The following is a 25,096-nucleotide window of genomic DNA, read 5'->3' on the forward strand; positions in this document are numbered from 1 at the left end:
ACAGCTTGCTCCTGTACTTTAGGAGTCATGCGCGAAGAATGGTTGCATTTTTTTTGGAAAAACGTTAAATATCCGAAACTAGGATTAACTACTCTAGCTGGAGATTCTGTCCAAGTAATATCTCCGGGACAGTACAATCATCATGCAGGACCAGATTTTCTAGAGGCTCATCTAAAGATACGTCAGCAAACGTGGATTGGTAGTATAGAAGTACATATTAATTCTTCGGATTGGTATATACACAAGCATCACGATGATCACAGATATGCGAACGTTATTCTTCATGTGGTTTGGTCAGATGACATAGAAGAGGTGGGTTTAAAAAGACTCAACATACCAACGGTTGCATTAGAATACTTTGTTTCAGTAGAACAGCTTAAAAAACAATGCAATCTTGAAAGACCTAAAAAAAGACGATTTATAATTTGTGAAAAAGATATAGGTTCCACCAATGAAGTCATACGCAGAGCTTGGTTAGAACGTCTTTATGTAGAACGTCTCGAAGATAAGTGTGCGGAGGTTAACGAACTACTCCTTATGACAAAACACAATTGGGAGGAAGTCTTATATATTTTACTTCTTAGAAATTTTGGCATACATCAAAACAAAGAGATATTCTATCAGTTGTCCCGGGTGGTTAAGCACAGATTAGTATTAAAACTTAAAGACAAAACAAGGTCTTTAGAAGCTATTCTTATGGGATGTTCCGGTTTATTGGAAAAACCATTCTCAAAAGATTCGTACTGGACACTATTAAAAAAGGACTATGAATTTTTGAAAAACAAGTTTCAATTGCGCGAACGTTTGGTCCAGAAACCTTACTTTTTTAGATTAAGGCCCGCTAGCTTTCCTACTATAAGATTAGCTCAGTTTGCAAATTTATACAGCTTACATTCTTCACTGTTTTCTACTATTATAGGATTTAAAGATATACGAGAATTTTATGCTTTTTTTGCTGTTTCTCCTTCAGAATATTGGAAAACACACTATGTTTTTGGGAAATATAGTAGTCCAAAAAGGGAACATAGGTTATCTACGAGATTTACTGAGCTACTTCTTATTAATTCTGTTTTGCCTTTAATTTTTTGTTTTTACAAGTGGCGTTCTAATTCCTTAGCCATTGATGTAGTAGATATGGCCCTCTCTATAAATCCTGAAAATAACAAAATAACCAGAGGCTTTGACAGATGTGGAGTTAGCAGTAATAATGCCCTGATGTCGCAGGCAATTATTCAATTGTACAAAAACTATTGTACAAAACACAGATGTTTAGAGTGTGCTATTGGCAGTAACTTATTAAAAGTAAAATAGTACTTTTATGGCATGAATTGGTTTTATCAGATACTGTATTATTTTCAAAAAAGAGGCTTTGAAGTATGTCGAAGAATTGCGGAAAGACTTGGAATTCGGGCTAGGGTGGTACGTACTACATTTATTTACTTAACATTTGTTACACTTGGATTTGGTTTCGCTTTATATTTGTTTCTGGCGTTTTGGTTAGGAATAAAAGACTTGGTGTATACAAAAAGGAACTCCGTTTTTGATCTTTAAATATGATTAGACTTTTTCGTTCAAAAATATATGTGGCTCTCACTTTAATGAGTCTAATCCTTGTCATAGGAGTGTCTGGGTATCATTTTATTGCCGATTACAATTGGTTAGACGCCCTTTATATGACCATAATAACGGTAACCACCGTTGGGTTTAAGGAGGTGGGGCCTATGGATACCCAAACAAAAGTATTTACGGTGGTCTTAATTGTATCGAGCGTTTTTATTTTTGCATATGCCATTTCAGTTATTACGGAATATGTTTTCAACAGAAATCAACTTCAGTTATTAAAGACAAAAAAGGTGAAAAAGATGATTAAAAATTTATCCAATCATGTAATAGTTTGCGGCTATGGAAGAAATGGCATGCAGGCTGTGGAGCGTCTTAAGGCTTATAAAAAGCCTTTTGTAGTTATCGAGAACGACAAGGAGATAGTAAATAGGTATGAGGATGATATTTTATTTATTGAAGGGGATGCAAACGAAGATGAAACACTTTTTTCTGCCGGAATAGATAGAGCACATTATTTAATTGTAACCTTGCCAGATGATGCAGCTAATCTCTTTGTAGTCTTATCTGCCCGACAACTCAATGATAAGCTTTTTATTATTAGCAGGGCTTCCTTGGTGTCTTCTCAAAAGAAGCTGAAATTGGCAGGGGCCAATAAGGTAATAATGCCAGATAAAATCGGAGGAGATCATATGGCCTCCTTGGTGGTGATTCCCGACCTGATAACTTTTATGGATAAATTATCTACAGAAGGGGAGAATACCACAAACCTGGAAGAAGTTGCTATTGAAAGTTTTGCGGATAAGATGGTCTGTAATTCCCTAAGAGATTTAGATCTACGAAGAAAAACAGGTTGTACGATTATTGGTTATATTGAGCCCAATGGTAATTATATTATTAATCCCGAGGCCGATTTACCTTTAGAACCAAATAGTAAAGTAATTGTTTTAGGCAGGCCAGAACAGATCAAAAAACTAAATGAGATGTTTCATTTAGTATAAAAATCCTTTACCACATATAATTTTTTTGTGTAGGTATTTTTTAAGATATTGCCGTTTTTACACACCAAATAAACCAAAACTTATATTATGAAGTATAGATGCCTTTCTATAATTACACTTTTGTTACCTTTTTTAACTATGGCCCAAGAATCCAAGCCCATGGGTATTGATGAAAGAATAAATGCCTGGTTTGAACCTATTACCGCGGTCTGGGAAGGCATTGTATTTTGGCAGGTCCCAGGAACAGGTGTACCACTAGTAGTTTTTATTCTAGTCATCGGTGCAACTTTCTTTACCCTTTATTTTGGGTTTATTAATATAAGAAGATTTCCTCTGGCCATAAATGTAGTTCGTGGCAAGTACGATGAAGTAGAAGGACCAGAAGGACATGGAGTAGAAAAAGCAGAAGTTAACATTGTAGACGGAGATTTGCCCGACACCATAAGAGATGAAAGTCAGCAGGGTGAAGTTAGTCATTTTCAAGCTCTAGCTACAGCAGTCTCAGGAACAGTTGGTTTAGGGAATATTGCCGGAGTTGCTTTGGCAATTGCTATTGGTGGCCCAGGGGCTACCTTCTGGATGATACTATGTGGCTTGCTAAGTATGTCTACCAAATTTGTAGAGTGTACTTTGGGAGTAAAATATAGAGATGTTGACGAAAACGGCACGGTATACGGAGGCCCTATGTACTATCTCTCCAGAGGTTTAACGGAGAGAGGCTATGTGGGACTCGGTAAGGTTTTAGCGATTACCTTTTCTGTACTTTGTGTTGGAGCTTCTTTTGGAGGTGGAAATGCGGTACAATCTAATCAGGCGGCGGAGCAATTGGCAGCTATGATGGGACTTCAAGGCGGATCTACTGGTTTTATTATAGGTGTAATCTTAGCCATAGTGGTAGGTATAGTAATCATTGGAGGTATTAAGCGCATTGCTTCCGTAACAGAAAAAATAGTTCCATTTATGGCGGTAATTTATATGATTGCCTGTCTAGTAGTAATTTTTGCAAACTTTTCCTATATCGATGATGCCTTTGGATTAATTATTAGTGGTGCATTTACTCCGGAAGCAGGGCTTGGAGGTCTTTTTGGCGTCCTAATTGTTGGCTTTAGGAGAGCAGTATTCTCTAATGAAGCCGGTGCCGGTTCAGCCGCTATCGCTCATTCAGCAGTAAAAACAAAATATCCTGCTAGTGAAGGAATAGTTGCCTTATTGGAGCCTTTTATTGATACGGTAGTAATCTGCACAATGACTGCGTTGGTAATTATTTTCTTTAATAGCGGAGGAGCATTTGCGTATGGTGGAGATGGCATGGGAAGTGTGGTAGTTAATGGCGAGACCTTAGGAGGTGTAAATTTAACCTCAATGGCTTTTGAATCTGTGATTCCTTGGTTTCCCTACATTCTTACCCTGGCTGTTGTGCTATTTGCGGTTTCTACTATGATTTCTTGGTCTTATTACGGTCTTCAGTCGTGGAAGTTTTTATTTGGCAGAAGCAAAGTAGCCGATATTTGTTATAAAATACTATTCATTGCCTTTATTATAATAGGTGCCTCCGCGTCTATGGGAGCTGTTTTTGCCTTTTCGGACGCCATGATTTTGGCCTTGGTATTTCCCAATATGATCGGTTTATTGATTCTTTTTCCTAAGGTTAAGGAAGAACTTAATAAATACTTAGACGCTATAAAAATGCTCAATAAATAAACTTAAAATAAAATGTTATGAAACCCCTCAATTCGTTCACACCACAAGAACGACGAGGGGTTTTTTATTTACTGCTGATAATAATTCTTTTTCAAATAATTCATTGGTCCCTTAGTTTTATTGATTTTGGAACCGGACCACCCCTTTTTACAGAAGATAAGGAACTTCAAAAAAAATTAGAAGTTGTCCTAAGAAAAGAAAAAACTTCTTTGTTGGATAAAACATATTTGTTTAATCCAAATTTTATTAGCGATTATAAGGGATATACTTATGGAATGACAAATGATGAAATAGACCGATTGCATCGTTTTAGAGAGGAGGGAAAATGGGTTTATTCTGCGGAAGATTTTCAAAAGGTAACTGGAGTTTCTGATTCCTTGTTGAGTACAATTTCTTCTAATTTCAAATTCCCAGAATGGAGGCAAGAGACAAGAGAGGAGACAACTTCCTTACAAAAGCCTAATACCTTAATGCAAATTACTGTAAAAGACATAAATACTGTTTCTGAAGAAGACCTTCAAGTGGTCTATGGCGTTGGTCCTAGGCTTTCGGCGAGGGTGATAAAATTCCGGGACCGGCTAGGAGGATTTAGGGACGATAGACAGATCTATCATGTATATGGACTTGAACAGAATCGGGTAGCAGCTATATTAAGGAGATTTCGGGTTCTGGAAAGCAGAGATACTACCATGCTGAATATAAATACAGCAACTAATGAAGAGATTAAAGATTTTGTATATTTCTCTAGACCAGCAAGCAAGGCAATTTTGGAATTTCGAGATAGTGTGGGTATAATTAAATCTTGGAAAGAATTAGAGCAAATAGAAAACTTTCCTGCGGACAAGATTGAGATAATTAAATTATATTTGTCCCTATAAAAAATTGCAACGATGATAACAGACACTATGTCTAGTATAAGTTTTGATTATTCAGAAACACAGATTCTTGTGGCTCAGTCGGCAAAAGAATTTGCAGAACAGTTCATAAGACCACATATAATGAAGTGGGATGAGACACAATATTTTCCCACCGAAGTTATGCACGAAGCCGGAAAATTTGGTTTTATGGGGATTTTGGTACCAGAGGTATATGGAGGCAGTGGTTTGGGGTATCATGAATATATTGCCATAGTTGAGGAAATATCTAAAGTAGACCCTTCCATAGGTCTTTCTATAGCAGCGCATAATTCCCTGTGTACAAATCATATCCTTAGTTTTGGCGATGACAACCAAAAACAGAAGTGGTTGCCAAAGCTTGCTAACGGTGAGTGGATTGGAGCCTGGGGACTAACAGAACACAATACAGGGTCCGATGCAGGGGGGATGAGTACTACGGCTGTTAAAGATGGAGATGATTGGATTTTGAATGGTTCAAAAAACTTTATTACACATGGTAAAAGTGGCGATATAGCAGTGGTCGTTGTTAGAACAGGAAATAAAGGAGATAGTAGAGGTATGACAGCTTTTGTTGTGGAGAAAGGAACCCTTGGCTTTAGTAGTGGTAAAAAGGAGGATAAGCTAGGGATGAGGGCAAGTGAGACGGCCGAACTGGTTTTTCAAGATTGTCGTATACCAGATTGCAACAGACTAGGGGAAGTTGGAGAAGGGTTTATTCAATCCATGAAAATATTAGATGGTGGCAGAATCTCTATAGGTGCGCTTTCTTTGGGAATTGCCAAAGGTGCTTACGAGGCTTCATTGAAATATTCTAAAGAACGCATACAATTTGGTAAGCCAATTAGTTCTTTTCAAGGGATATCTTTTAAGTTAGCGGATATGGCGACAGAAATTGAAGCTTCAGAAGTGTTATTACACAAGGCGGCATTTTTAAAGAATCAGGGGAGAGAAATGAGCAAGCTAAGCGCGATGTCTAAAATGTTCGCATCTGAAGTATGTGTAAGAGTAGCAAATGAGGCTGTTCAGATTCATGGCGGATATGGCTATACCAAAGACTTTCCAGTAGAGAAATTCTATCGGGATTCTAAACTATGTACTATTGGTGAAGGAACCACTGAAATACAGAAAGTTGTCATCGCAAAGAATATTTTGAAATAATTATTGGGTTTTCGTTTATTCATTATATATTTGCAGACTTAAAAATATTAAAAGAGAGGAGGTTGTAGCTTATGTTGATTATACCAGTAAAAGAAGGAGAAAATATAGATAGAGCTTTAAAGCGCTTCAAGCGAAAGTTTGACAGAACGGGAACAATGCGTCAGCTTAGAAAGCGTCAGCAGTTTACCAAGCCTTCTGTTGAGCGAAGACAGCAGATTCAAAAAGCCCAATATATTCAAGGACTTAGAGATCAAGAAGAAATTTAATTCTTTGAACTAATAAGTTAAAATCCCGCTTCGGTATCCGTAGCGGGATTTTTTATAAAAAACTAGTACCTTAGTACTATGTCTTTGGAAGCTTTTATTGACTATCTCAATCTGGAAAAGAAATATTCTTTTCATACTACAACAGCGTACAAAAGAGACATACAAGATTTTCAACTATTCTGTTCGGACAAATTACAACAAGACGACTGCGTAGACATCCCATATACCTTTATTCGTAACTGGATAATATATCTTATAGATCAGGGGGTTTCGAATAGAAGCGTTAATCGTAAAATTGCCTCCTTAAAGGCATATTATAACTTTTTGCTAAAAACAGGTACTATCTTAATTAGTCCACTTGCAAGTCATAAAGCCTTAAAGACAGAAAAGAAAGTAGAAGTTCCATTTTCTATAGAAGAGATGAATCTTTTTATTGACGACATTCCTTTTCGTGAGGGTTTTGAAGGAAAAAGAGATCATTTAATTATAGACCTTTTTTATACCACCGGTATTCGGAGAGCAGAACTAATCAATACCGAGTTGGCTAATATAGATTTAAAGGAAAATACATTAAAGGTTCTTGGGAAGAGAAATAAAGAGAGGATTGTACCCCTTTTGGAATCTACGGTTATCCTGGTAAAAGCCTATCTAGAGGCTAGGACAAACTTAGATAACATTAAGGACACAAACTTTTTGTTTTTAACGAAATCCGGGGTTAAAATTTATGAAACACTTGTGTATAGAATAATTAATGGGTATTTTAGTAAGGTTTCCTCTAAGACTAAAAAGAGTCCGCATGTTCTTAGACATACCTTTGCAACGCATTTACTAAATAGGGGTGCGGATTTAAATTCAGTAAAGGAATTGTTAGGTCATTCTAGTTTGGCGTCTACACAGGTATATACACATAGCAGTATAGCTGAACTTAAAAAGGCCCACGGAGCACATCCTAGAAGAAAAGACTAAGTCTGCGCATTCTAATGTTTAATTTTAAAATCTAATGTATGAAGGTAAATACCCAAGCAGTAAATTTTAATGCCGACAAGAAGCTTCTCGAATTTATTCAGAACCGTTTAGATAAACTAGAAGTTTTTTATGACAAAATAATTAGTTCTGATGTTTATTTAAAGGTAGAAAACACGAGCGAAAAGGAAAATAAAATTGTAGAGGTAAAACTACATATCCCAAAAGATACCTTTGTAGTTAAAAAGCAATGCAAATCGTTTGAAGAGGCAGTAGATTCTTGCTGCAGTTCCTTAGAACGTAAATTGTCAAAAAAGAAGAAAAAGCCAAGGTTTCAACCCTCCTTAAAATTTTTGTAAAATAGTTTTGAATAAAAAAATAATTATCTACATTTGCAGTCCGTTAGAAATAGCGGACTTTTTTATGCGTTAAACGGCGATAAAACGCCGATGTAGCTCAGCTGGCTAGAGCAGCTGATTTGTAATCAGCAGGTCGTGGGTTCGAGTCCCTCCATCGGCTCGAAAGTTCTTTAAAATAAAAGGGGGGAGATACTCAAGCGGCCAACGAGGACAGACTGTAAATCTGTTGGTTTTACCTTCGCAGGTTCGAATCCTGCTCTCCCCACAAAGTACTTTAGTACGAGTGGCAATTAATAGGTAGCTCGGCAGAGGAAATAGGATAAGAAGATCGTTTTGAAATAAACGTTCTATTGATCCAAAGAATACAAATATAAGAACATTGAAATATTGATTTGAATAATTGCGGGAGTAGCTCAGTTGGTAGAGCGTCAGCCTTCCAAGCTGAATGTCGCCGGTTCGAACCCGGTCTCCCGCTCAAAGAATTAAAATAAGCGTTCGTTGTTTTGATTTGGTTAAGTCCATAGTTTTCAAAATAGAACACCTGAGACGCATAAGCCGACGTAGCTCAGGGGTAGAGCGTTTCCTTGGTAAGGAAGAGGTCACGGGTTCAATTCCCGTCGTTGGCTCAAAAAATAGCATTGAATACACACTAATATAAACTAAGATTAAATACATTAAAAAATGGCAAAGGAAACTTTTGATCGTTCCAAACCGCACTTAAATATTGGTACTATTGGACACGTAGATCACGGTAAAACTACATTAACTGCTGCTATTACAACTGTTTTGGCAAACGCAGGATTATCTGAAATGAGAAGCTTCGATTCTATCGATAACGCTCCTGAAGAAAAAGAAAGAGGTATTACAATTAATACATCACACGTTGAATACTCTACAGCCAATCGTCACTATGCACACGTAGATTGTCCAGGTCACGCGGATTACGTTAAGAATATGGTAACTGGTGCGGCTCAAATGGACGGTGCTATTCTTGTAGTTGCGGCTACAGATGGACCAATGCCTCAAACAAGAGAACACATCCTATTAGGACGTCAGGTTGGTATTCCAAGAATCGTTGTTTTCTTGAACAAAGTGGATATGGTTGATGATGACGAGCTTTTGGAGCTTGTTGAAATGGAAGTTAGAGAATTGTTGTCTTTCTATGAGTACGATGGTGATAACGGACCAGTTATTTCTGGATCTGCACTAGGTGCCTTAAATGGTGAGCAAAAATGGGTAGACACGGTTATGGAATTAATGACTGCTGTTGATGACTGGATTGAATTGCCAAAAAGAGATGTTGACAAAGACTTCTTAATGCCAGTAGAAGATGTTTTCACCATTACAGGTAGAGGTACAGTTGCTACAGGTCGTATTGAAACAGGTATCGCCAATACTGGAGATGCTGTTGATATCATTGGAATGGGAGCAGAAAAATTAAGCTCTACCATTACTGGAGTTGAAATGTTTCGTAAAATATTAGATAGAGGTGAAGCAGGAGATAACGTGGGTATTCTTTTAAGAGGTATTGAAAAGTCTCAAATAAGTAGAGGAATGGTAATCTGTAAGCCAGGTTCTGTAAAGCCTCATGCTAAATTTGAAGCTGAAGTATATATCCTTAAAAAAGAAGAAGGTGGTAGACACACACCATTCCATAACAACTATCGTCCTCAATTCTATGTAAGAACTACAGACGTTACTGGAACAATCAATTTACCTAGTGGAGTTGAAATGGTTATGCCTGGAGATAACTTAACAATTACAGTTGAACTAATTCAGCCAATTGCCTTGAGTGAAGGACTTAGATTTGCGATTCGTGAAGGTGGTAGAACTGTTGGAGCTGGACAGGTTACTAAAATTCTAGATTAAAATCTATACAATTGATTACACTAAGGGTGTCCTACTATCGTAGGATACCTTTCAGTGTAAATATAAACGGGTGTAGCTCAGTTGGTAGAGCACTGGTCTCCAAAACCAGGTGTCGGGAGTTCGAGCCTCTCCTCCCGTGCAGAAATAAGGTTTACCCCAGGCTTAATTCGTTTTTTTTAAGGTGCCATTGGGAGTTTAAAATAAACGAGTATAAATAAAAGATTAAAAAGTTAGTCGCATGTTAACATATATAAAGGAATCTATAGACGAATTAAAGAACAATGTTACATTGCCAACAAGAGCAGAATCTTCTAATCTTATGGTAATAGTGGCAGTGTTTTCTATTTTATTTGCTTTAGCTACTTGGGGTGTAGATACCGTGTTTAGTGAATTTATTCAGTTCTACTTTAATACTCTAATTAATTAATAAAAGATCTATGTCTGAAGTATTAGAAAAGAAATGGTATGTGGTAAGAGCCGTCAGTGGTCAGGAGAATAAGATTAGAGGCTACATTGAAAGTGAAGTTGAGCGACATGGATTTGCGGATTATTTAGAAGAGGTTTTGGTTCCAACCGAAAAGGTTGTCCAAATTCGAAATGGCAAAAAGATTAATAAAGAAAGAGTTTATTTTCCTGGATACATAATGGTGAAGGCTAATCTGGGAGGAGAAATGATACATATTATAAGATCTATTACTAATGTAATTGGGTTTTTAGGGGAAACAAAAGGAGGAGATCCAGTACCACTGCGAAAAGCTGAGGTAAATAGAATGTTAGGAAAGGTAGATGAGCTTGCGGTAAATACAGATAGCATTGCGATTCCATTTATTCTTGGGGAAACAGTTAAAGTTATCGACGGGCCATTTAATGGCTTTAATGGAACAGTGGAGAAGATTAATGAAGAAAAGAGAAAACTAGAGGTAATGGTAAAAATATTTGGTAGAAAGACCCCTCTGGAATTAAGCTACATGCAAGTAGAGAAAGTATAATTTATTGTTACGTATATATAAAAGTTGTGTTGCTTCCAATTAGACACACTTTAAATTTTAATTAAAAACAATGGCAAAAGAAGTAGGTAAAGTAGTTAAACTACAAGTTAGGGGAGGTGTAGCGAATCCGTCGCCACCGGTTGGACCCGCTTTAGGTGCTGCCGGCGTTAACATTATGGAGTTTTGTAAGCAGTTTAATGCTCGTACACAAGACAAGCAAGGGAAAATCTTGCCCGTAGTTATCACCGTTTATAAGGACAAATCATTTGATTTTGTTGTTAAAACACCACCAGCGGCAGTGCAACTTTTGGAAGCGGCAAAGATTAAAAAAGGATCTGGCGAACCTAACAGAGTAAAATCGGGAAGCGTATCCTGGGATCAAGTAAAGACCATAGCAGAAGAAAAAATGGTTGATCTTAATGCTTTTACTGTAGAATCGGCAATGTCGATGGTAGCAGGAACAGCAAGATCCATGGGATTAAAAGTTTCAGGTAAAAGACCTTTCTAAAATCTTAAAGCACTTTTAACATGGCAAAATTAACAAAAAAGCAAAAAGAAGCTCAGGCTAAAATAGAGAAGGATAGACTCTATACAATAGACGAGGCTTCATCGCTTGTAAAAGAAATCACGAATACCAAGTTTGATGCTAGTATAGACCTTGCAGTAAGATTAGGAGTAGACCCTCGGAAAGCTAATCAGATGGTTAGGGGAGTGGTTACACTTCCTTATGGAACTGGAAAGGATGTAAAGGTTTTGGCTTTGGTTACTCCGGATAAAGAAGCAGAGGCTAAAGAAGCTGGTGCTGACTTTGTTGGATTAGATGAGTATTTGGATAAAATTAAAGGCGGTTGGACAGATGTTGATGTTATCATCACCATGCCAAGCGTAATGGGTAAATTAGGCCCTTTAGGACGAGTATTAGGTCCAAGAGGTTTAATGCCGAATCCAAAAACGGGTACCGTAACTATGGATGTTGCTAAAGCAGTAACAGAAGTAAAAGCGGGTAAAATAGATTTTAAAGTAGACAAGTCTGGAATAGTTCATGCAGCTATCGGGAAAGCTTCTTTTTCTGCAGATAAAATTGCAGGAAATGCTAAAGAGCTTCTTGACACTTTAAATAAATTAAAACCTGCGGCAGCTAAAGGGATTTATATGAAGAGTATCTATATGTCTAGTACAATGAGTCCTAGTCTGCAATTAGATCCTAAAGCAGTTTAACTGATAACGTTTTAAAATCATGACAAGACAAGAAAAAGCAACCGTTATAGAAGATTTAACTTCTCAGTTAGCTGGTAGTTCAATTATCTATTTAGCTGATATCTCAGGTTTGGATGCAACTACTACTTCGGCTTTGAGAAGAGCTTGCTTTAAGGCAGATATTAAGTTATCTGTAGTAAAGAATACTCTTTTGGCTAAGGCTATGGAGGCGTCTGATAAAGAATTTGGAGAACTTCCTGAAACATTAAAAGGAAATACTTCATTAATGTTTTCAGACACGGGTAATGCACCTGCAAAACTTATAAAAAACTTTCGCAAAAAATCAAAAAAACCTCTTTTAAAAGGTGCTTTTGTTGAGGAAGCGGTTTATGTTGGTGACGAAAGTTTGGAGACTTTGGTTAATATCAAATCCAAAGAGGAAATGATAGGTGAGATTATTGGCTTATTACAATCCCCAGCGAAGAATGTTATTTCCGGATTAAAATCGGGAGGTGGTAAACTGGCTGGTATCCTTAAAACATTATCCGAAAAATAATTTGTACGCACTAAAAACAAGAATAATTTAAGAATTTTATTAAACGATAGAAAAATGGCAGATTTAAAAGATTTCGCAGAACAACTAGTTAACCTTACTGTAAAAGAAGTAAATGAGTTAGCTGATATTTTAAAAGAAGAGTATGGTATTGAGCCTGCTGCCGCTGCTGTAGCAGTTGCTGCTGGTGGAGGTGCTGCTGGTGAGGCAGAGGCTGCTGAGGAAAAATCAGAATTCGATGTAATTTTGAAAGCCCCAGGAGGTTCTAAATTGGCAGTTGTAAAATTAGTTAAGGAATTAACTGGTTTAGGATTGAAAGATGCTAAAGACATAGTTGATAGCGCACCAAAAGCGGTTAAGGAAGCTGTTTCTAAAGATGAAGCAGAAGGAATTAAAAAATCATTAGAAGAAGCTGGAGCAGAAGTTGAGCTTAAATAATAGCGATAACCAAATGGTTTTGTTTAGGTCTTTCCGCCGTTTTGGTGGCTAGACCTAAACCCTTTTATATGTAGTATATGAAGTCATATACGACCCATTCAAAGTATTCACGTTCAAAATTTTGGCTATAGATGTTCACAAAACAGACTGAAAGAGTAAACTTCGCATCCGCAAAGAACATTCCAAGTTATCCAGATTTCCTGGACATTCAGATTAAGTCCTTTCAAGACTTTTTTCAGCTTGAGACCAAATCTGACGAAAGGGGCAATGAAGGATTGTACAACACCTTCATGGAAAACTTTCCAATTACAGATACAAGAAATCAATTTGTACTAGAGTTTCTTGATTATTTTATAGATCCACCAAGATATTCCATTCAGGAATGTATAGAAAGAGGTCTTACTTACAGCGTTCCTTTAAAGGCACGTCTAAAATTGTATTGTACCGATCCGGAACATGAAGATTTTGAGACAATCGTACAAGATGTTTATCTTGGAACAATACCGTATATGACCCCCAGTGGTACCTTCGTAATAAACGGAGCAGAGCGTGTGGTAGTATCTCAATTACACAGATCGCCTGGAGTTTTCTTTGGTCAGTCTTTCCATGCCAACGGTACCAAACTGTATTCGGCAAGAGTTATTCCATTTAAGGGATCGTGGATCGAATTTGCTACAGACATTAATAGTGTTATGTACGCCTATATCGATAGAAAAAAGAAATTACCTGTAACTACACTGTTTAGGGCGATTGGTTTTGAAAGAGATAAAGATATCTTAGAAATTTTTGATCTTTCAGAAGAAGTAAAAGTGTCTAAAACCGGACTTAAAAAGGTTTTGGGAAGAAAATTAGCTGCTAGGGTTTTGAATACTTGGCATGAAGATTTTGTTGACGAGGATACTGGAGAAGTTGTCTCCATCGAGAGAAACGAAATAATTCTTGATAGAGATACTGTTCTAGAGAAAGAACATATTGATGAAATCATGGAAGCAGATGTTAAGACTATTTTGCTTCACAAAGAAAATAATGCACAGAGCGATTATGCTATTATTCATAATACGCTACAAAAAGATCCTACTAATTCTGAAAAAGAAGCGGTAGAACATATTTACCGTCAATTGCGTAATGCCGAACCGCCAGATGAAGAAACGGCAAGAGGGATAATCGATAAATTATTTTTCTCTGATCAACGTTATAATTTAGGGGAAGTAGGTAGATACAGAATGAATAAAAAGTTAGGTCTTGATATCGGAATGGATAAGCAAGTTCTAACGAAGGAAGATATTATTACTATCATAAAATATTTGATAGAACTAATTAATTCGAAGGCAGAGATTGATGATATTGACCACTTATCTAATAGAAGGGTTAGAACGGTAGGAGAGCAACTGTCTTCACAATTTGGTGTGGGTCTAGCACGTATGGCAAGAACCATTCGTGAAAGAATGAATGTTAGAGATAATGAGGTTTTTACCCCTATTGATTTAATAAATGCCAAAACACTTTCTTCTGTAATTAACTCCTTTTTTGGGACTAACCAATTGTCTCAATTTATGGATCAGACCAATCCATTGGCTGAAATTACACACAAAAGAAGACTTTCTGCCCTAGGGCCTGGTGGTCTTTCGAGAGAAAGAGCTGGTTTTGAGGTTCGTGATGTTCACTATACACATTATGGTAGACTTTGTCCGATTGAAACCCCTGAAGGTCCAAATATTGGTTTAATATCCTCTCTTGCAGTATTTGCAAAAGTTAATCCAATGGGCTTTTTAGAAACACCTTATAGAAAAGTAGATAGTGGGAAGGTAGATACCAAGAATTATATCTACCTCAGTGCTGAGGAAGAAGAGGGAATGAAGATTTCTCAGGCAAATATTCCATTAAAAGATAATGGTTCCATTATACAGGAAAAGGTAATTGCAAGAGAAGAAGGAGATTTTCCAGTTGTAGATCCTAAAGAAATAAATTACACGGATGTTGCACCTAATCAGATTGCTTCTATTTCGGCTTCGTTAATTCCCTTTTTGGAACATGATGATGCTAACAGGGCTTTGATGGGATCAAACATGATGAGACAGGCCGTTCCTTTGCTAAAGCCTCAATCACCTATTGTAGGAACTGGCTTGGAAAGACAGGTTGCCTCAGATTCGAGAGTACTAATTAATGCTGAAGGAGATGGTGTAATTGAATACGTGGATTCTCAACAAATAACCATTAAATACAGTCGCTCTGAAGAGGAAAAATTGGTGAGTTTCGAAGATGATTCTAAGACTTACAATTTGGTTAAATTTAGAAAGACTAACCAAGGTACTAGTATTAACCTTAAACCTATCGTTCAAAAAGGCGATAAGGTTAAAAAGGGTCAGGTATTGTGTGAAGGATATGCCACAGAGAGCGGAGAATTAGCTCTGGGTAGAAACCTGAAGGTAGCATTTATGCCTTGGAAAGGATATAACTTTGAAGATGCCATTGTAATTTCTGAAAAAGTTGTACGTGAAGATATTTTTACTTCTATTCATATTGATGAATATGCTTTAGAAGTTAGGGATACTAAACTGGGAGCGGAAGAACTTACCAATGATATACCAAATGTTTCCGAAGAGGCTACAAAGGATTTAGATGAGCATGGTATGATTCGTATCGGTGCTGAGGTAAAACCAGGGGATATTTTAATTGGTAAAATTACTCCTAAAGGAGAATCAGACCCAACGCCGGAAGAGAAATTGTTACGGGCCATCTTTGGAGACAAAGCGGGTGACGTTAAAGATGCTTCTCTAAAAGCTTCTCCATCCTTACGTGGCGTAGTAATAGACAAGAAACTCTTTTCTCGTTCTATCAAGGATAAGCGTAAGCGTTCTGAAGATAAGGAAGCTATTTCTAGCCTGGAATTGGAATATGAAGTGAAGTTTCAAGAGTTGAAAGATGTTTTAATTGAGAAACTATTTAAGCTTGTTAATGGTAAAACTTCTCAGGGAGTACTTAATGACCTTGGTGAAGAAGTCCTTCCAAAAGGTAAAAAGTATACCATGAAAATGCTTAACTCTGTTGATGATTTTGCACATTTGGTTGGAGGAAGTTGGACCACGGATAAAGAGGCTAATACCTTAGTGGCCGATTTATTACACAACTACAAGATTAAGCTTAACGACTTGCAGGGAAATCTTAGGAGAGATAAGTTTACCATCTCTGTTGGAGATGAGCTTCCTGCAGGGATTATGAAACTTGCTAAAGTTTATATCGCTAAGAAACGTAAGCTGAAGGTAGGGGATAAGATGGCCGGTAGACACGGAAATAAAGGTATTGTTGCTAGAATTGTTAGACAAGAAGACATGCCTTTCTTAGAAGATGGAACTCCTGTAGACATAGTATTAAATCCGTTAGGGGTACCTTCTCGGATGAATATCGGGCAGATTTACGAAACCGTTCTTGGTTGGGCTGGTCAGAAACTCGACAAAAAGTTTGCCACGCCAATTTTTGACGGTGCAACACTGGATGAGATCAATTCCTTTACAGACGATGCAGGTATTCCAAGATTTGGGCATACCTATCTTTACGATGGAGGAACCGGACAACGGTTTGATCAGGCAGCAACAGTAGGTGTTATCTACATGCTTAAACTAGGGCATATGGTGGATGACAAAATGCACGCTAGATCTATCGGACCTTATTCTTTAATTACGCAACAACCATTAGGAGGTAAAGCTCAATTTGGTGGACAGCGATTTGGGGAAATGGAAGTTTGGGCACTAGAAGCTTACGGGGCATCTGCCACCCTTAGAGAGATATTAACGGTAAAATCTGATGATGTCATCGGAAGGGCTAAAACCTATGAGTCTATCGTTAAAGGAGAAACGATGCCAGAACCTGGCTTGCCAGAATCATTCAATGTATTGATGCACGAACTTAAGGGATTAGGTTTGGATATCAGATTGGAAGAATAATAGTTTTACACATATTAAATTTACTATCACCATATCACAATGGCTAGACTAAAAGATAATACTGCAATTAAGAGGTTTGATAAAATTTCAATCGGCTTGGCTTCTCCTGAATCTATTCTAGGGGAGTCCAGAGGAGAGGTATTAAAACCAGAAACTATTAACTATAGAACCCACAAACCAGAGAGAGATGGTTTGTTCTGTGAACGAATTTTTGGACCTGTAAAGGATTATGAATGTGCTTGTGGAAAGTATAAGCGTATCCGATATCGCGGAATCGTGTGCGATAGATGTGGGGTTGAAGTCACAGAGAAGAAAGTAAGAAGAGATAGAGTAGGTCACATTAATCTTGTGGTACCCGTTGCTCATATCTGGTACTTCCGTTCTTTACCAAATAAAATAGGATACCTTCTTGGTTTACCCTCCAAAAAACTTGACATGATTATATACTATGAAAGGTATGTAGTTATTCAACCAGGGATTGCCAAAGGTCCTGAAGGGGAAGAAATTCAAAAATTAGACTTCCTAACGGAAGAAGAATATTTGAATATTTTAGAAACTATACCGGCTGAAAATCAATATTTGGAGGATTCTGATCCAAATAAGTTTATCGCCAAGATGGGAGCAGAATGTTTAATCGATCTTTTAATGAGAATCGATTTAAAAGAACTTTCCTATGAGCTTAGGCATAAAGCAAATACAGAAACTTCAAAGCAACGTAAAACCGAAGCCTTAAAAAGGTTGCAGGTTGTGGAAGCCCTGAGAGAATCCCAGGATAACAGGGATAACAGACCAGAATGGATGATTATGAAGGTTGTTCCGGTTATTCCACCAGAGCTTAGGCCTTTGGTTCCATTAGATGGTGGACGTTTCGCTACTTCAGATTTAAATGATTTATACAGAAGGGTAATTATCCGAAATAATCGCCTTAAAAGACTAATGGAGATCAAAGCTCCTGAAGTGATCTTAAGAAACGAAAAAAGGATGCTTCAAGAAGCCGTAGATTCCCTATTTGATAATACGCGTAAAGCTTCTGCGGTTAAAACAGAATCTAACAGACCATTGAAATCTCTTTCAGATTCTTTAAAGGGAAAGCAGGGTAGATTCCGTCAGAACTTACTTGGGAAAAGAGTTGATTATTCTGCTAGATCTGTTATTGTTGTAGGTCCAGAGATGAATCTATATGAATGTGGATTGCCTAAAGACATGGCTGCGGAATTGTACAAACCTTTTATAATTAGAAAGTTAATAGAAAGAGGTATTGTAAAAACGGTTAAATCGGCTAAGAAAATTATAGATAAAAAAGAACCGGTAGTTTGGGATATATTAGAAAATGTTTTAAAAGGACATCCCGTCTTATTAAACAGAGCCCCCACGCTTCACCGGTTAGGAATACAGGCTTTCCAGCCAAAATTAATAGAAGGTAAGGCGATTAGATTACATCCATTGGTTTGTACTGCCTTCAATGCCGATTTTGATGGAGATCAAATGGCAGTGCATTTACCATTAGGACCAGAAGCCATCTTGGAAGCACAGCTACTAATGCTAGCCTCTCACAACATATTAAACCCGGCGAATGGTTCCCCTATTACGGTGCCTTCTCAGGATATGGTATTGGGCTTGTATTATATGACGAAAGAAAGAAAATCTACGCCGGAAGTTCCTGTAAAAGGTGAAGGTTTAACATTCTACTCTTATGAGGAGGTTGTTATAGCCTTTAATGAGGGTATTGTAGAACTAAATGCTGGTATTAAGGTTAGGGCTAAGGATTTTAACGAAGAAGGGGAATTAGTAAATCAGATAATTCCAACTACTGTTGGAAGAGTACTTTTTAACCAGGTTGTTCCTGAAGAAGCCGGATATATTAATGAAGTTCTTAATAAAAAATCTTTAAGAGACATTATCGGTAGAATTCTTGCCGTTACTAATGTGCCGCAAACGGCTTCGTTCCTTGATTTGATTAAAACCATGGGATATGAGTTTGCTTTTAAAGGTGGACTTTCCTTTAGTCTTGGGGACATTATCATTCCTCAGGAAAAACACGATATGATTGCCGAAGCGAATGAGCAGGTAGATGGGATAATGACCAATTACAACATGGGACTTATTACGAATAATGAGCGCTACAATCAGGTAATTGATGTTTGGACTTCCACGAATGCTATGCTTACCGAATTGGCGATGAAGCGTATCCGGGAAGATCAACAAGGGTTTAACTCGGTGTATATGATGTTAGATTCTGGTGCAAGGGGTTCCAAAGAACAGATTAGACAGCTTACAGGAATGCGTGGATTAATGGCTAAGCCTAAGAAGTCTACCGCAGGAGGTGGTGAAATTATTGAGAATCCAATTCTTTCAAACTTTAAAGAAGGCCTTTCTATCCTGGAGTACTTTATTTCTACTCACGGGGCAAGAAAAGGACTGGCGGATACTGCTCTTAAAACAGCCGATGCTGGATATTTAACAAGACGTCTTGTGGATGTTTCTCAGGATGTTATTGTAAATATCGATGATTGTGGCACGCTTAGAGGGATTGAAGTAGCAGCATTGAAGAAGAATGAAGAAATTGTTGAGACCTTAGGCGAAAGAATTCTTGGACGTGTTTCGTTACATGACGTTTACGACCCATTAACAGAAGAACTTTTGTTAGAAGCCGGTCAGCAAATAATGGAGGCCGACGTTAAGAGAGTGGAAGCTTCTCCTGTAGAAAGAATTGAAGTAAGATCTGCACTGACATGTGAAGCGCAAAAAGGAATTTGTGCCAAGTGTTATGGTAGAAACCTTTCTACAAATAAAATGGTTCAAAGAGGTGAAGCTGTAGGAGTAGTTGCAGCACAGTCTATCGGAGAGCCCGGTACACAGTTAACCCTAAGAACCTTCCATGTTGGGGGTATTGCTGGGAACATATCTGAAGATAGTAAACTGGAAGCCAAGTTCGACGGGGTTGCAGAAATTGAAGACCTTAGAGTAGTCAAAGGTGAAAATAATGAAGGGAAGGTCGTTAATATTGTGATTTCCAGAACATCTGAGATAAAAATTGTAGATGCAAAAACAGGAATAACGCTGAGTACAAATAACATTCCTTACGGTTCACAGATATTCGTTAAAGATGGTGGTAAGATTAGCAAGGGCGATCTTGTTTGTCAATGGGATCCATATAATGGAGTTATTGTTTCAGAATTTCCCGGTAAGATTGCTTACGAGAATATTGAGCAAGGAATTACCTACCAGGTAGAGATTGATGAACAAACTGGTTTCCAAGAAAAGGTTATTTCCGAATCGAGGAACAAGAAGTTAATTCCAACTCTTTTAATTAAAAACACTAAGGATGAGGTGTTAAGATCTTATAACCTTCCTGTTGGTTCCCATATCATGGTAGATGATGGAGACAAAATTAAGGAAGGAAAGATATTGGTTAAAATACCTCGTAAATCTGCCAAAGCTGGCGATATTACTGGTGGTCTGCCAAGGGTTACTGAGCTTTTTGAAGCTAGAAACCCTTCGAATCCTGCCGTGGTTACTGAAATTGATGGGGTTGTATCCTTTGGAAAAATTAAAAGGGGAAATCGCGAAATCATTATTGAATCTAAGTTAGGCGAGATTAAGAAGTACTTAGTTAAGTTGTCTAATCAGATTCTGGTACAGGAAAACGATTATGTAAGAGCTGGTATGCCATTATCTGATGGTTCTATTACTCCAGAGGATATCTTGGCAATTAAAGGACCTTCTGCTGTGCAGCAATATCTAGTTAATGAGGTGCAAGAAGTATACCGATTACAAGGGGTTAAGATCAATGATAAACACTTTGAAGTTGTGGTCCGTCAAATGATGCGTAAAGTACGTATTCAGGATTCAGGAGATACTACCTTCTTAGAAAACCAATTGGTTCATAAAGACGATTTTATTAGAGAAAATGATGAAATATTTGGTAAGAAAGTTGTCGAGGATGCAGGAGAATCGGAAAATCTTAAAGCTGGACAGATTATTACTGCCAGAGAACTAAGAGACGAAAATTCTATTCTAAGAAGAGCGGACAAGACTTTGGTTACTGCAAGAGATGCGGTTGCAGCGACGGCTACACCTATTCTTCAGGGGATTACAAGGGCTTCGCTACAAACAAAATCGTTTATCTCTGCTGCTTCTTTCCAAGAAACAACGAAAGTTCTTAATGAGGCTGCCGTGAGTGGAAAGGTAGATAAACTGGAAGGACTTAAAGAGAATGTTATCGTAGGACATAAAATACCGGCTGGAACTGGTATGAGAGATTACGAAAATATTATCGTTGGTTCTAAGGAAGAATATGACGAGATTATGGCTCGAAAAGAAGAACTGAAATTTTAGTATTACTAAGCCCTCAATATTATTGGGGGCTTTTTTTATAAACCTATGTCTGAAAAAAAGACCAAACAGCAACAGATAAATATTGAACTTGATGAGAAAATGGCTGAAGGAATTTATTCCAATCTGGCTATTATTAATCACTCGGTTTCTGAGTTTGTTGTTGATTTTATTAGTATGATGCCCGGGGCACCAAAGGCGAAAGTGAAGAGTAGAATAATACTTACTCCACAGCACGCAAAGAAGTTTTTAAAAGCTCTAAATGATAATGTTAATCGATTTGAGAAGGCACATGGTCCTATAAAGGACTATGATCAACCCCCAATCCCATTAAATTTTGGACCTACAGGAGAAGCCTAAGGACCTAATGAAGATTCAATAAATTTGGAGGTTTTAATCAAATTCAGACACAAAGTGTAGTTTTACACTGGGATACTTTTGCTGTGTCATTTGCAAAGAAAAGGGAGAATCTGCCAAAAATACCAAACGACCTCTTTTATCTTTTGCCAAATACTTTTGTTTCACCCTAATAAACTCTTTGTACTCATCGCTGCTGGTATCCTCAGCTTCAATCCAACAAGCCTTGTATACAGGAAAGTTTTCATAGCTGCATTTTGCACCATATTCATGTTCTAGCCTATATTGAATAACTTCGTACTGAAGAGCTCCTACCGTACCTATTATCTTTCTTCCGTTTAATTCTAGAGTAAATAATTGTGCTACACCCTCGTCCATAAGCTGATCTATACCCTTATTCAACTGTTTGGACTTCATTGGATCAGCATTGTTTATATATCTAAAATGCTCCGGGGAGAAGCTTGGAATACCCTTATAATGCAATATCTCGCCTTCTGTCAGCGTATCTCCAATTTTAAAATTACCAGTATCGTGAAGTCCTACTATGTCTCCTGGGTAAGAAATATCAACAATCTCTTTTTTCTCGGCAAAAAAGGCATTTGGACTAGAGAACTTTAGATTTTTATTGTTTCTTACATGCAAATAAGGTTTGTTTCTTTCGAAAGTACCAGAGACAATTTTCACAAATGCTAAGCGATCCCTATGTTTAGGATCCATATTTGCATGAATTTTAAATACGAAGCCTGATAGTTTTTTTTCATTAGCATTAACCATTCTCTCTTCGGCTTTCTTAGACCTAGGGGGTGGGGCAATGTCTATAAAACAATCAAGTAGCTCCCGTACTCCAAAATTGTTCAAGGCAGAACCAAAGAATACGGGTTGCAAATTTCCTGCTAAATATTCCTCTTTGTCAAATGCCGGATATACTCCTTCCACCAAATCTAAATTCTCTCTTAATTCAATGGCGGCTTTCTCGCCAATATAAGTTTCTAGTTCAGGATTGTGTACCTCTTCGAATGAGATGGTATCAGAAATATTTTTTTTGTTATCCCCACTAAAAAGATTGATATTCTTTTCATAGATATTGTAGATTCCTTTAAAATCATAACCCATTCCAATTGGAAAACTAAGAGGGGTTACTTTTAATCCAAGCTCTTGTTCCACCTCATCCAGTAAGTCGAACGCATCCTTTCCTTCCCTATCCAGTTTGTTTATAAAAACTATGATAGGAATATTTCGCATTCTGCAAACTTCTACAAGCTTTTTTGTTTGTTCTTCTACTCCTTTAGCAACATCTATGACTACAATAACACTATCTACTGCGGTTAGTGTTCTAAAAGTATCTTCCGCAAAATCTTTGTGCCCTGGTGTGTCTAGGATATTAATCTTTTTATCTCTGTATATAAATGCAAGAACGGAGGTTGCAACGGAGATACCACGCTGCCGTTCTATTTCCATAAAATCACTGGTGGCCGTCTTTTTGATTTTATTATTTTTTACAGCACCGGCTTCTTGGATTGCCCCACCAAATAACAACAATTTTTCAGTTAAGGTTGTCTTTCCTGCATCGGGGTGGGAAATAATTCCAAAAGTTCTTCTCCTTTCGATTTCTTCAGTAAAACTCACGTTAAAAAATTTGAACAAAAATACGTCAAATAATTACGAAGCCTAGTCCTAGTCTTCTCTTTTTTAACATATTTTGAGCCCTTTTTAGAAGTATTGAGGCATTTTATTTTATCGATAAATTGTTAGTAACTTCGATTTTAAGTGTTAAATAAAGCGCTCATTATTAAACATTTACTCGGTAAAATGCCATTTACATTTCGTTTTAACACTTTTAATCGATAATTCATTATTCTTTGTAGAATTCTCGAAAGTTGTGAATAAAATATGATTGTTCACATTATATATTAGCTATATCTTGCGTTCGATTATAAGAGTCCCAAACTCTTACTTTTACCTACAAGCCATGGTGTATTGTTACTAATGTAAACAATCATTTATGGAAATTAGTTTGCCCCTTTATTCCAAGATGTATTCCTACGGTAAATATCTGACTTTTTTGAGTCTTTTATTTTTGCTTACATCCTCTTTCACTATAGAATCTACCTTTAGTACTACCATAGAAACCCTTACGGATATGGATGGAGATGGTGTTCCGGATTCAGAAGATATTGATAATGACAATGATGGAATAATTGATACCGCAGAAGACCTTAATGCTGATGGCGATGATAACCCTAGAACAAATCCAACTGATTTTGACCACGATGGCATACCAAATTATTTGGATGTAGATTCGGATAACGACGGAATAATTGATAATAGGGAGTCTCAGGATACAACAAGTTTTATTAGCCCGAGTGGTACGGATTCGGACGGAAATGGTCTGGATGACAACTATGAGGAAACTCCTGGTAGCTGTGGAGGTATAATACCCGTAGATACGGATAACGATGGGCAGGCCGATTATTTGGATATTGATTCGGACAACGATGGTATTTTAGATAACGTAGAGGCACAAACAACTAACGATTTTATAGCTCCCTGTGGGATAGATTCCGACGGAAATGGTTTAGATGATCATTATGAGGAAACACCGGGAAGTTGTGGTGGATTACTTCCGGTAGATACAGAGGGAGATTCGGTACCTGACTATCGTGATATTGATTCTGATAACGATGGATTATTAGATAATCTCGAAAGCCAAGAAACGGATCATTTTCAGGCTCCTTGTGGTATGGATTCGGATGGGAATGGCTTAGATGATCACTACGAAGATAGTCCTGGTTCTGGAAACGGAATTTCCGTGGTTAATAATGATACAGATGAAGCCCCCGACTTTAGAGATATAGATTCCGATGATGATGGTCTGCCAGATAATGTGGAAGGGCAGAGTACTGTAGATTATATACCTCCAACAGGAAATGATAGCGATGGCGATGGCTTGGATGATGCCTACGAAGGCAGTGGAGATCAAGGTTTAGATCCACCTAATTCAGATGGTGTCGACCAGCCGGATTACCTGGATGAGGATACCGACAATGATCTAGTTCCGGATAATAACGAAGGGAACGATTTTAATTTCGACGGAGAGCCGGATCAGCTCTACACCGGTAACGATACCGACGGAGATGGTTTGGATGATGGCTATGAAGGCAGTGATGTAAATGATGGTTTTGACGTAAATGACGAAATCGAAGACCCCGCCAACGACCTTCCCGATACCGATGGTACAGAAGATGTTAATTACAGAGATCCGGATGATGATGGCGATGGTATGGATACTTCAGATGAAGACTCGGACGATAATGGTGATCCTACGGATGATGATGCCGATGGAGATGATACGCCTGACTTTGTTGACAGCGAAGACAATACCATTCTTACGGTAGACACAGATGGGGATGGAGTTATGGATAGTGTAGATATAGATGACGATAATGACGGTCTTTTGGACACTACAGAAGATCCGAATTTGGATAACGACAATGATCCCTTAACCAATCCTTT

Annotated in this window: 20 protein-coding genes, 5 tRNA genes and 1 pseudogene; 25 read left to right on the plus strand and 1 reads right to left on the minus strand. The window is 37.6% G+C overall.

The window, feature by feature from the left end; genetic code table 11:
- Positions 1-27 precede the first annotated feature (27 nt).
- The 24 genes from PXG98_RS16205 to PXG98_RS16320 all read left to right on the plus strand — a co-directional run bounded on the left by PXG98_RS16205 (position 28) and on the right by PXG98_RS16320 (position 21,586).
- Positions 28-1,311, plus strand: coding sequence for a DUF2851 family protein (locus PXG98_RS16205; RefSeq protein WP_276392885.1), 1,284 nt, complete (start codon positions 28-30; stop codon positions 1,309-1,311).
- Between the two features lie 12 nt (positions 1,312-1,323).
- Complete coding sequence (locus tag PXG98_RS16210; RefSeq protein WP_276392887.1) at positions 1,324-1,551, plus strand: PspC domain-containing protein; 228 nt, start codon at positions 1,324-1,326, stop codon at positions 1,549-1,551.
- 2 nt (positions 1,552-1,553) lie between these two features.
- Positions 1,554-2,561: a potassium channel family protein gene (locus PXG98_RS16215; protein ID WP_276392889.1), complete on the plus strand. Its 1,008-nt coding sequence runs from the start codon at positions 1,554-1,556 to the stop codon at positions 2,559-2,561.
- 87 nt (positions 2,562-2,648) lie between these two features.
- Positions 2,649-4,262 (plus strand): alanine/glycine:cation symporter family protein, encoded by a 1,614-nt coding sequence (locus PXG98_RS16220; RefSeq protein WP_276392890.1) that lies wholly within the window; start codon positions 2,649-2,651, stop codon positions 4,260-4,262.
- Positions 4,263-4,279: 17 nt separating this feature from the next.
- Positions 4,280-5,140 carry a ComEA family DNA-binding protein gene (locus PXG98_RS16225; protein ID WP_276392892.1) on the plus strand — a complete coding sequence of 287 codons (861 nt, stop codon included), beginning with the start codon at positions 4,280-4,282 and terminating at the stop codon, positions 5,138-5,140.
- Between the two features lie 36 nt (positions 5,141-5,176).
- The gene (locus PXG98_RS16230; protein ID WP_276392921.1) at positions 5,177-6,316 is read left to right on the plus strand and encodes an acyl-CoA dehydrogenase family protein; all 1,140 of its coding nucleotides are present in this window, start codon (positions 5,177-5,179) and stop codon (positions 6,314-6,316) included.
- A 71-nt stretch (positions 6,317-6,387) separates the two neighbouring features.
- The gene (gene rpsU / locus PXG98_RS16235; protein WP_019671394.1) at positions 6,388-6,582 is read left to right on the plus strand and encodes a 30S ribosomal protein S21; all 195 of its coding nucleotides are present in this window, start codon (positions 6,388-6,390) and stop codon (positions 6,580-6,582) included.
- 78 nt (positions 6,583-6,660) lie between these two features.
- Positions 6,661-7,548, plus strand: coding sequence for a tyrosine-type recombinase/integrase (locus PXG98_RS16240; RefSeq protein WP_276392896.1), 888 nt, complete (start codon positions 6,661-6,663; stop codon positions 7,546-7,548).
- A 38-nt stretch (positions 7,549-7,586) separates the two neighbouring features.
- Positions 7,587-7,904, plus strand: a complete 318-nt coding sequence (hpf, locus tag PXG98_RS16245) for a ribosome hibernation-promoting factor, HPF/YfiA family (RefSeq protein ID WP_276392898.1) — start codon at positions 7,587-7,589, stop codon at positions 7,902-7,904.
- An 86-nt stretch (positions 7,905-7,990) separates the two neighbouring features.
- Positions 7,991-8,064: transfer RNA gene (locus PXG98_RS16250), tRNA-Thr, on the plus strand.
- A gap of 23 nt (positions 8,065-8,087) precedes the next feature.
- A tRNA-Tyr gene (locus tag PXG98_RS16255) sits at positions 8,088-8,169 on the plus strand.
- 137 nt (positions 8,170-8,306) lie between these two features.
- Positions 8,307-8,379, plus strand: a tRNA-Gly gene (locus PXG98_RS16260).
- A gap of 79 nt (positions 8,380-8,458) precedes the next feature.
- Positions 8,459-8,530, plus strand: a tRNA-Thr gene (locus tag PXG98_RS16265).
- A 55-nt stretch (positions 8,531-8,585) separates the two neighbouring features.
- Entirely contained in the window at positions 8,586-9,773 is a 1,188-nt protein-coding gene (gene tuf, locus PXG98_RS16270; RefSeq protein ID WP_276392900.1) for an elongation factor Tu, read from the plus strand.
- Positions 9,774-9,839: 66 nt separating this feature from the next.
- Positions 9,840-9,912, plus strand: a tRNA-Trp gene (locus PXG98_RS16275).
- 99 nt (positions 9,913-10,011) lie between these two features.
- The gene (secE, locus tag PXG98_RS16280; RefSeq protein ID WP_276392902.1) at positions 10,012-10,200 is read left to right on the plus strand and encodes a preprotein translocase subunit SecE; all 189 of its coding nucleotides are present in this window, start codon (positions 10,012-10,014) and stop codon (positions 10,198-10,200) included.
- A gap of 10 nt (positions 10,201-10,210) precedes the next feature.
- Positions 10,211-10,762 carry a transcription termination/antitermination protein NusG gene (gene nusG, locus PXG98_RS16285; protein WP_276392904.1) on the plus strand — a complete coding sequence of 184 codons (552 nt, stop codon included), beginning with the start codon at positions 10,211-10,213 and terminating at the stop codon, positions 10,760-10,762.
- A gap of 70 nt (positions 10,763-10,832) precedes the next feature.
- Positions 10,833-11,270 (plus strand): 50S ribosomal protein L11, encoded by a 438-nt coding sequence (gene rplK / locus PXG98_RS16290; RefSeq protein WP_276392906.1) that lies wholly within the window; start codon positions 10,833-10,835, stop codon positions 11,268-11,270.
- A gap of 20 nt (positions 11,271-11,290) precedes the next feature.
- A complete protein-coding gene (gene rplA / locus PXG98_RS16295; protein WP_276392908.1) occupies positions 11,291-11,980 on the plus strand; it encodes a 50S ribosomal protein L1 in 690 nt (229 codons plus the stop codon).
- A gap of 19 nt (positions 11,981-11,999) precedes the next feature.
- Complete coding sequence (rplJ, locus tag PXG98_RS16300; protein WP_276392910.1) at positions 12,000-12,515, plus strand: 50S ribosomal protein L10; 516 nt, start codon at positions 12,000-12,002, stop codon at positions 12,513-12,515.
- A 54-nt stretch (positions 12,516-12,569) separates the two neighbouring features.
- A complete protein-coding gene (rplL, locus tag PXG98_RS16305) occupies positions 12,570-12,950 on the plus strand; it encodes a 50S ribosomal protein L7/L12 (protein WP_276392912.1) in 381 nt (126 codons plus the stop codon).
- A gap of 131 nt (positions 12,951-13,081) precedes the next feature.
- Positions 13,082-16,891, plus strand: a complete 3,810-nt coding sequence (gene rpoB / locus PXG98_RS16310) for a DNA-directed RNA polymerase subunit beta (protein ID WP_276392914.1) — start codon at positions 13,082-13,084, stop codon at positions 16,889-16,891.
- A 39-nt stretch (positions 16,892-16,930) separates the two neighbouring features.
- Positions 16,931-21,229: a DNA-directed RNA polymerase subunit beta' gene (gene rpoC, locus PXG98_RS16315; protein ID WP_276392916.1), complete on the plus strand. Its 4,299-nt coding sequence runs from the start codon at positions 16,931-16,933 to the stop codon at positions 21,227-21,229.
- A 45-nt stretch (positions 21,230-21,274) separates the two neighbouring features.
- Positions 21,275-21,586, plus strand: coding sequence for a DUF3467 domain-containing protein (locus PXG98_RS16320; RefSeq protein ID WP_276392918.1), 312 nt, complete (start codon positions 21,275-21,277; stop codon positions 21,584-21,586).
- A 33-nt stretch (positions 21,587-21,619) separates the two neighbouring features.
- Here PXG98_RS16320 and PXG98_RS16325 read toward each other — a convergent pair whose 3' ends face one another.
- A complete protein-coding gene (locus PXG98_RS16325) occupies positions 21,620-23,209 on the minus strand; it encodes a peptide chain release factor 3 (RefSeq protein ID WP_276392920.1) in 1,590 nt (529 codons plus the stop codon).
- A 376-nt stretch (positions 23,210-23,585) separates the two neighbouring features.
- Between PXG98_RS16325 and PXG98_RS16330 the strand changes: the two are divergent.
- A pseudogene (locus tag PXG98_RS16330) lies at positions 23,586-25,096 on the plus strand (hypothetical protein); the annotation flags it as partial.

It is taken from the genome of Eudoraea chungangensis, from assembly GCF_029360665.1.
In the GTDB taxonomy this organism is placed as follows: domain Bacteria; phylum Bacteroidota; class Bacteroidia; order Flavobacteriales; family Flavobacteriaceae; genus Eudoraea; species Eudoraea chungangensis.

Bases quoted from the DNA above. Each gene is read 5' to 3' on its own strand.
- PXG98_RS16215 (WP_276392889.1), top strand. From the start codon at position 1,554: ATGATTAGACTTTTTCGTTCAAAAATATATGTGGCTCTCACTTTAATG.
- tuf (WP_276392900.1), top strand. From the start codon at position 8,586: ATGGCAAAGGAAACTTTTGATCGTTCCAAACCGCACTTAAATATTGGT.
- PXG98_RS16220 (WP_276392890.1), top strand. From the start codon at position 2,649: ATGAAGTATAGATGCCTTTCTATAATTACACTTTTGTTACCTTTTTTA.
- PXG98_RS16320 (WP_276392918.1), top strand. From the start codon at position 21,275: ATGTCTGAAAAAAAGACCAAACAGCAACAGATAAATATTGAACTTGAT.
- rplJ (WP_276392910.1), top strand. From the start codon at position 12,000: ATGACAAGACAAGAAAAAGCAACCGTTATAGAAGATTTAACTTCTCAG.
- rplA (WP_276392908.1), top strand. From the start codon at position 11,291: ATGGCAAAATTAACAAAAAAGCAAAAAGAAGCTCAGGCTAAAATAGAG.
- secE (WP_276392902.1), top strand. From the start codon at position 10,012: ATGTTAACATATATAAAGGAATCTATAGACGAATTAAAGAACAATGTT.
- nusG (WP_276392904.1), top strand. From the start codon at position 10,211: ATGTCTGAAGTATTAGAAAAGAAATGGTATGTGGTAAGAGCCGTCAGT.
- PXG98_RS16210 (WP_276392887.1), top strand. From the start codon at position 1,324: ATGAATTGGTTTTATCAGATACTGTATTATTTTCAAAAAAGAGGCTTT.
- rplL (WP_276392912.1), top strand. From the start codon at position 12,570: ATGGCAGATTTAAAAGATTTCGCAGAACAACTAGTTAACCTTACTGTA.
- PXG98_RS16205 (WP_276392885.1), top strand. From the start codon at position 28: ATGCGCGAAGAATGGTTGCATTTTTTTTGGAAAAACGTTAAATATCCG.
- rpsU (WP_019671394.1), top strand. From the start codon at position 6,388: ATGTTGATTATACCAGTAAAAGAAGGAGAAAATATAGATAGAGCTTTA.
- hpf (WP_276392898.1), top strand. From the start codon at position 7,587: ATGAAGGTAAATACCCAAGCAGTAAATTTTAATGCCGACAAGAAGCTT.
- rpoC (WP_276392916.1), top strand. From the start codon at position 16,931: ATGGCTAGACTAAAAGATAATACTGCAATTAAGAGGTTTGATAAAATT.
- rplK (WP_276392906.1), top strand. From the start codon at position 10,833: ATGGCAAAAGAAGTAGGTAAAGTAGTTAAACTACAAGTTAGGGGAGGT.
- PXG98_RS16225 (WP_276392892.1), top strand. From the start codon at position 4,280: ATGAAACCCCTCAATTCGTTCACACCACAAGAACGACGAGGGGTTTTT.
- PXG98_RS16240 (WP_276392896.1), top strand. From the start codon at position 6,661: ATGTCTTTGGAAGCTTTTATTGACTATCTCAATCTGGAAAAGAAATAT.
- rpoB (WP_276392914.1), top strand. From the start codon at position 13,082: ATGTTCACAAAACAGACTGAAAGAGTAAACTTCGCATCCGCAAAGAAC.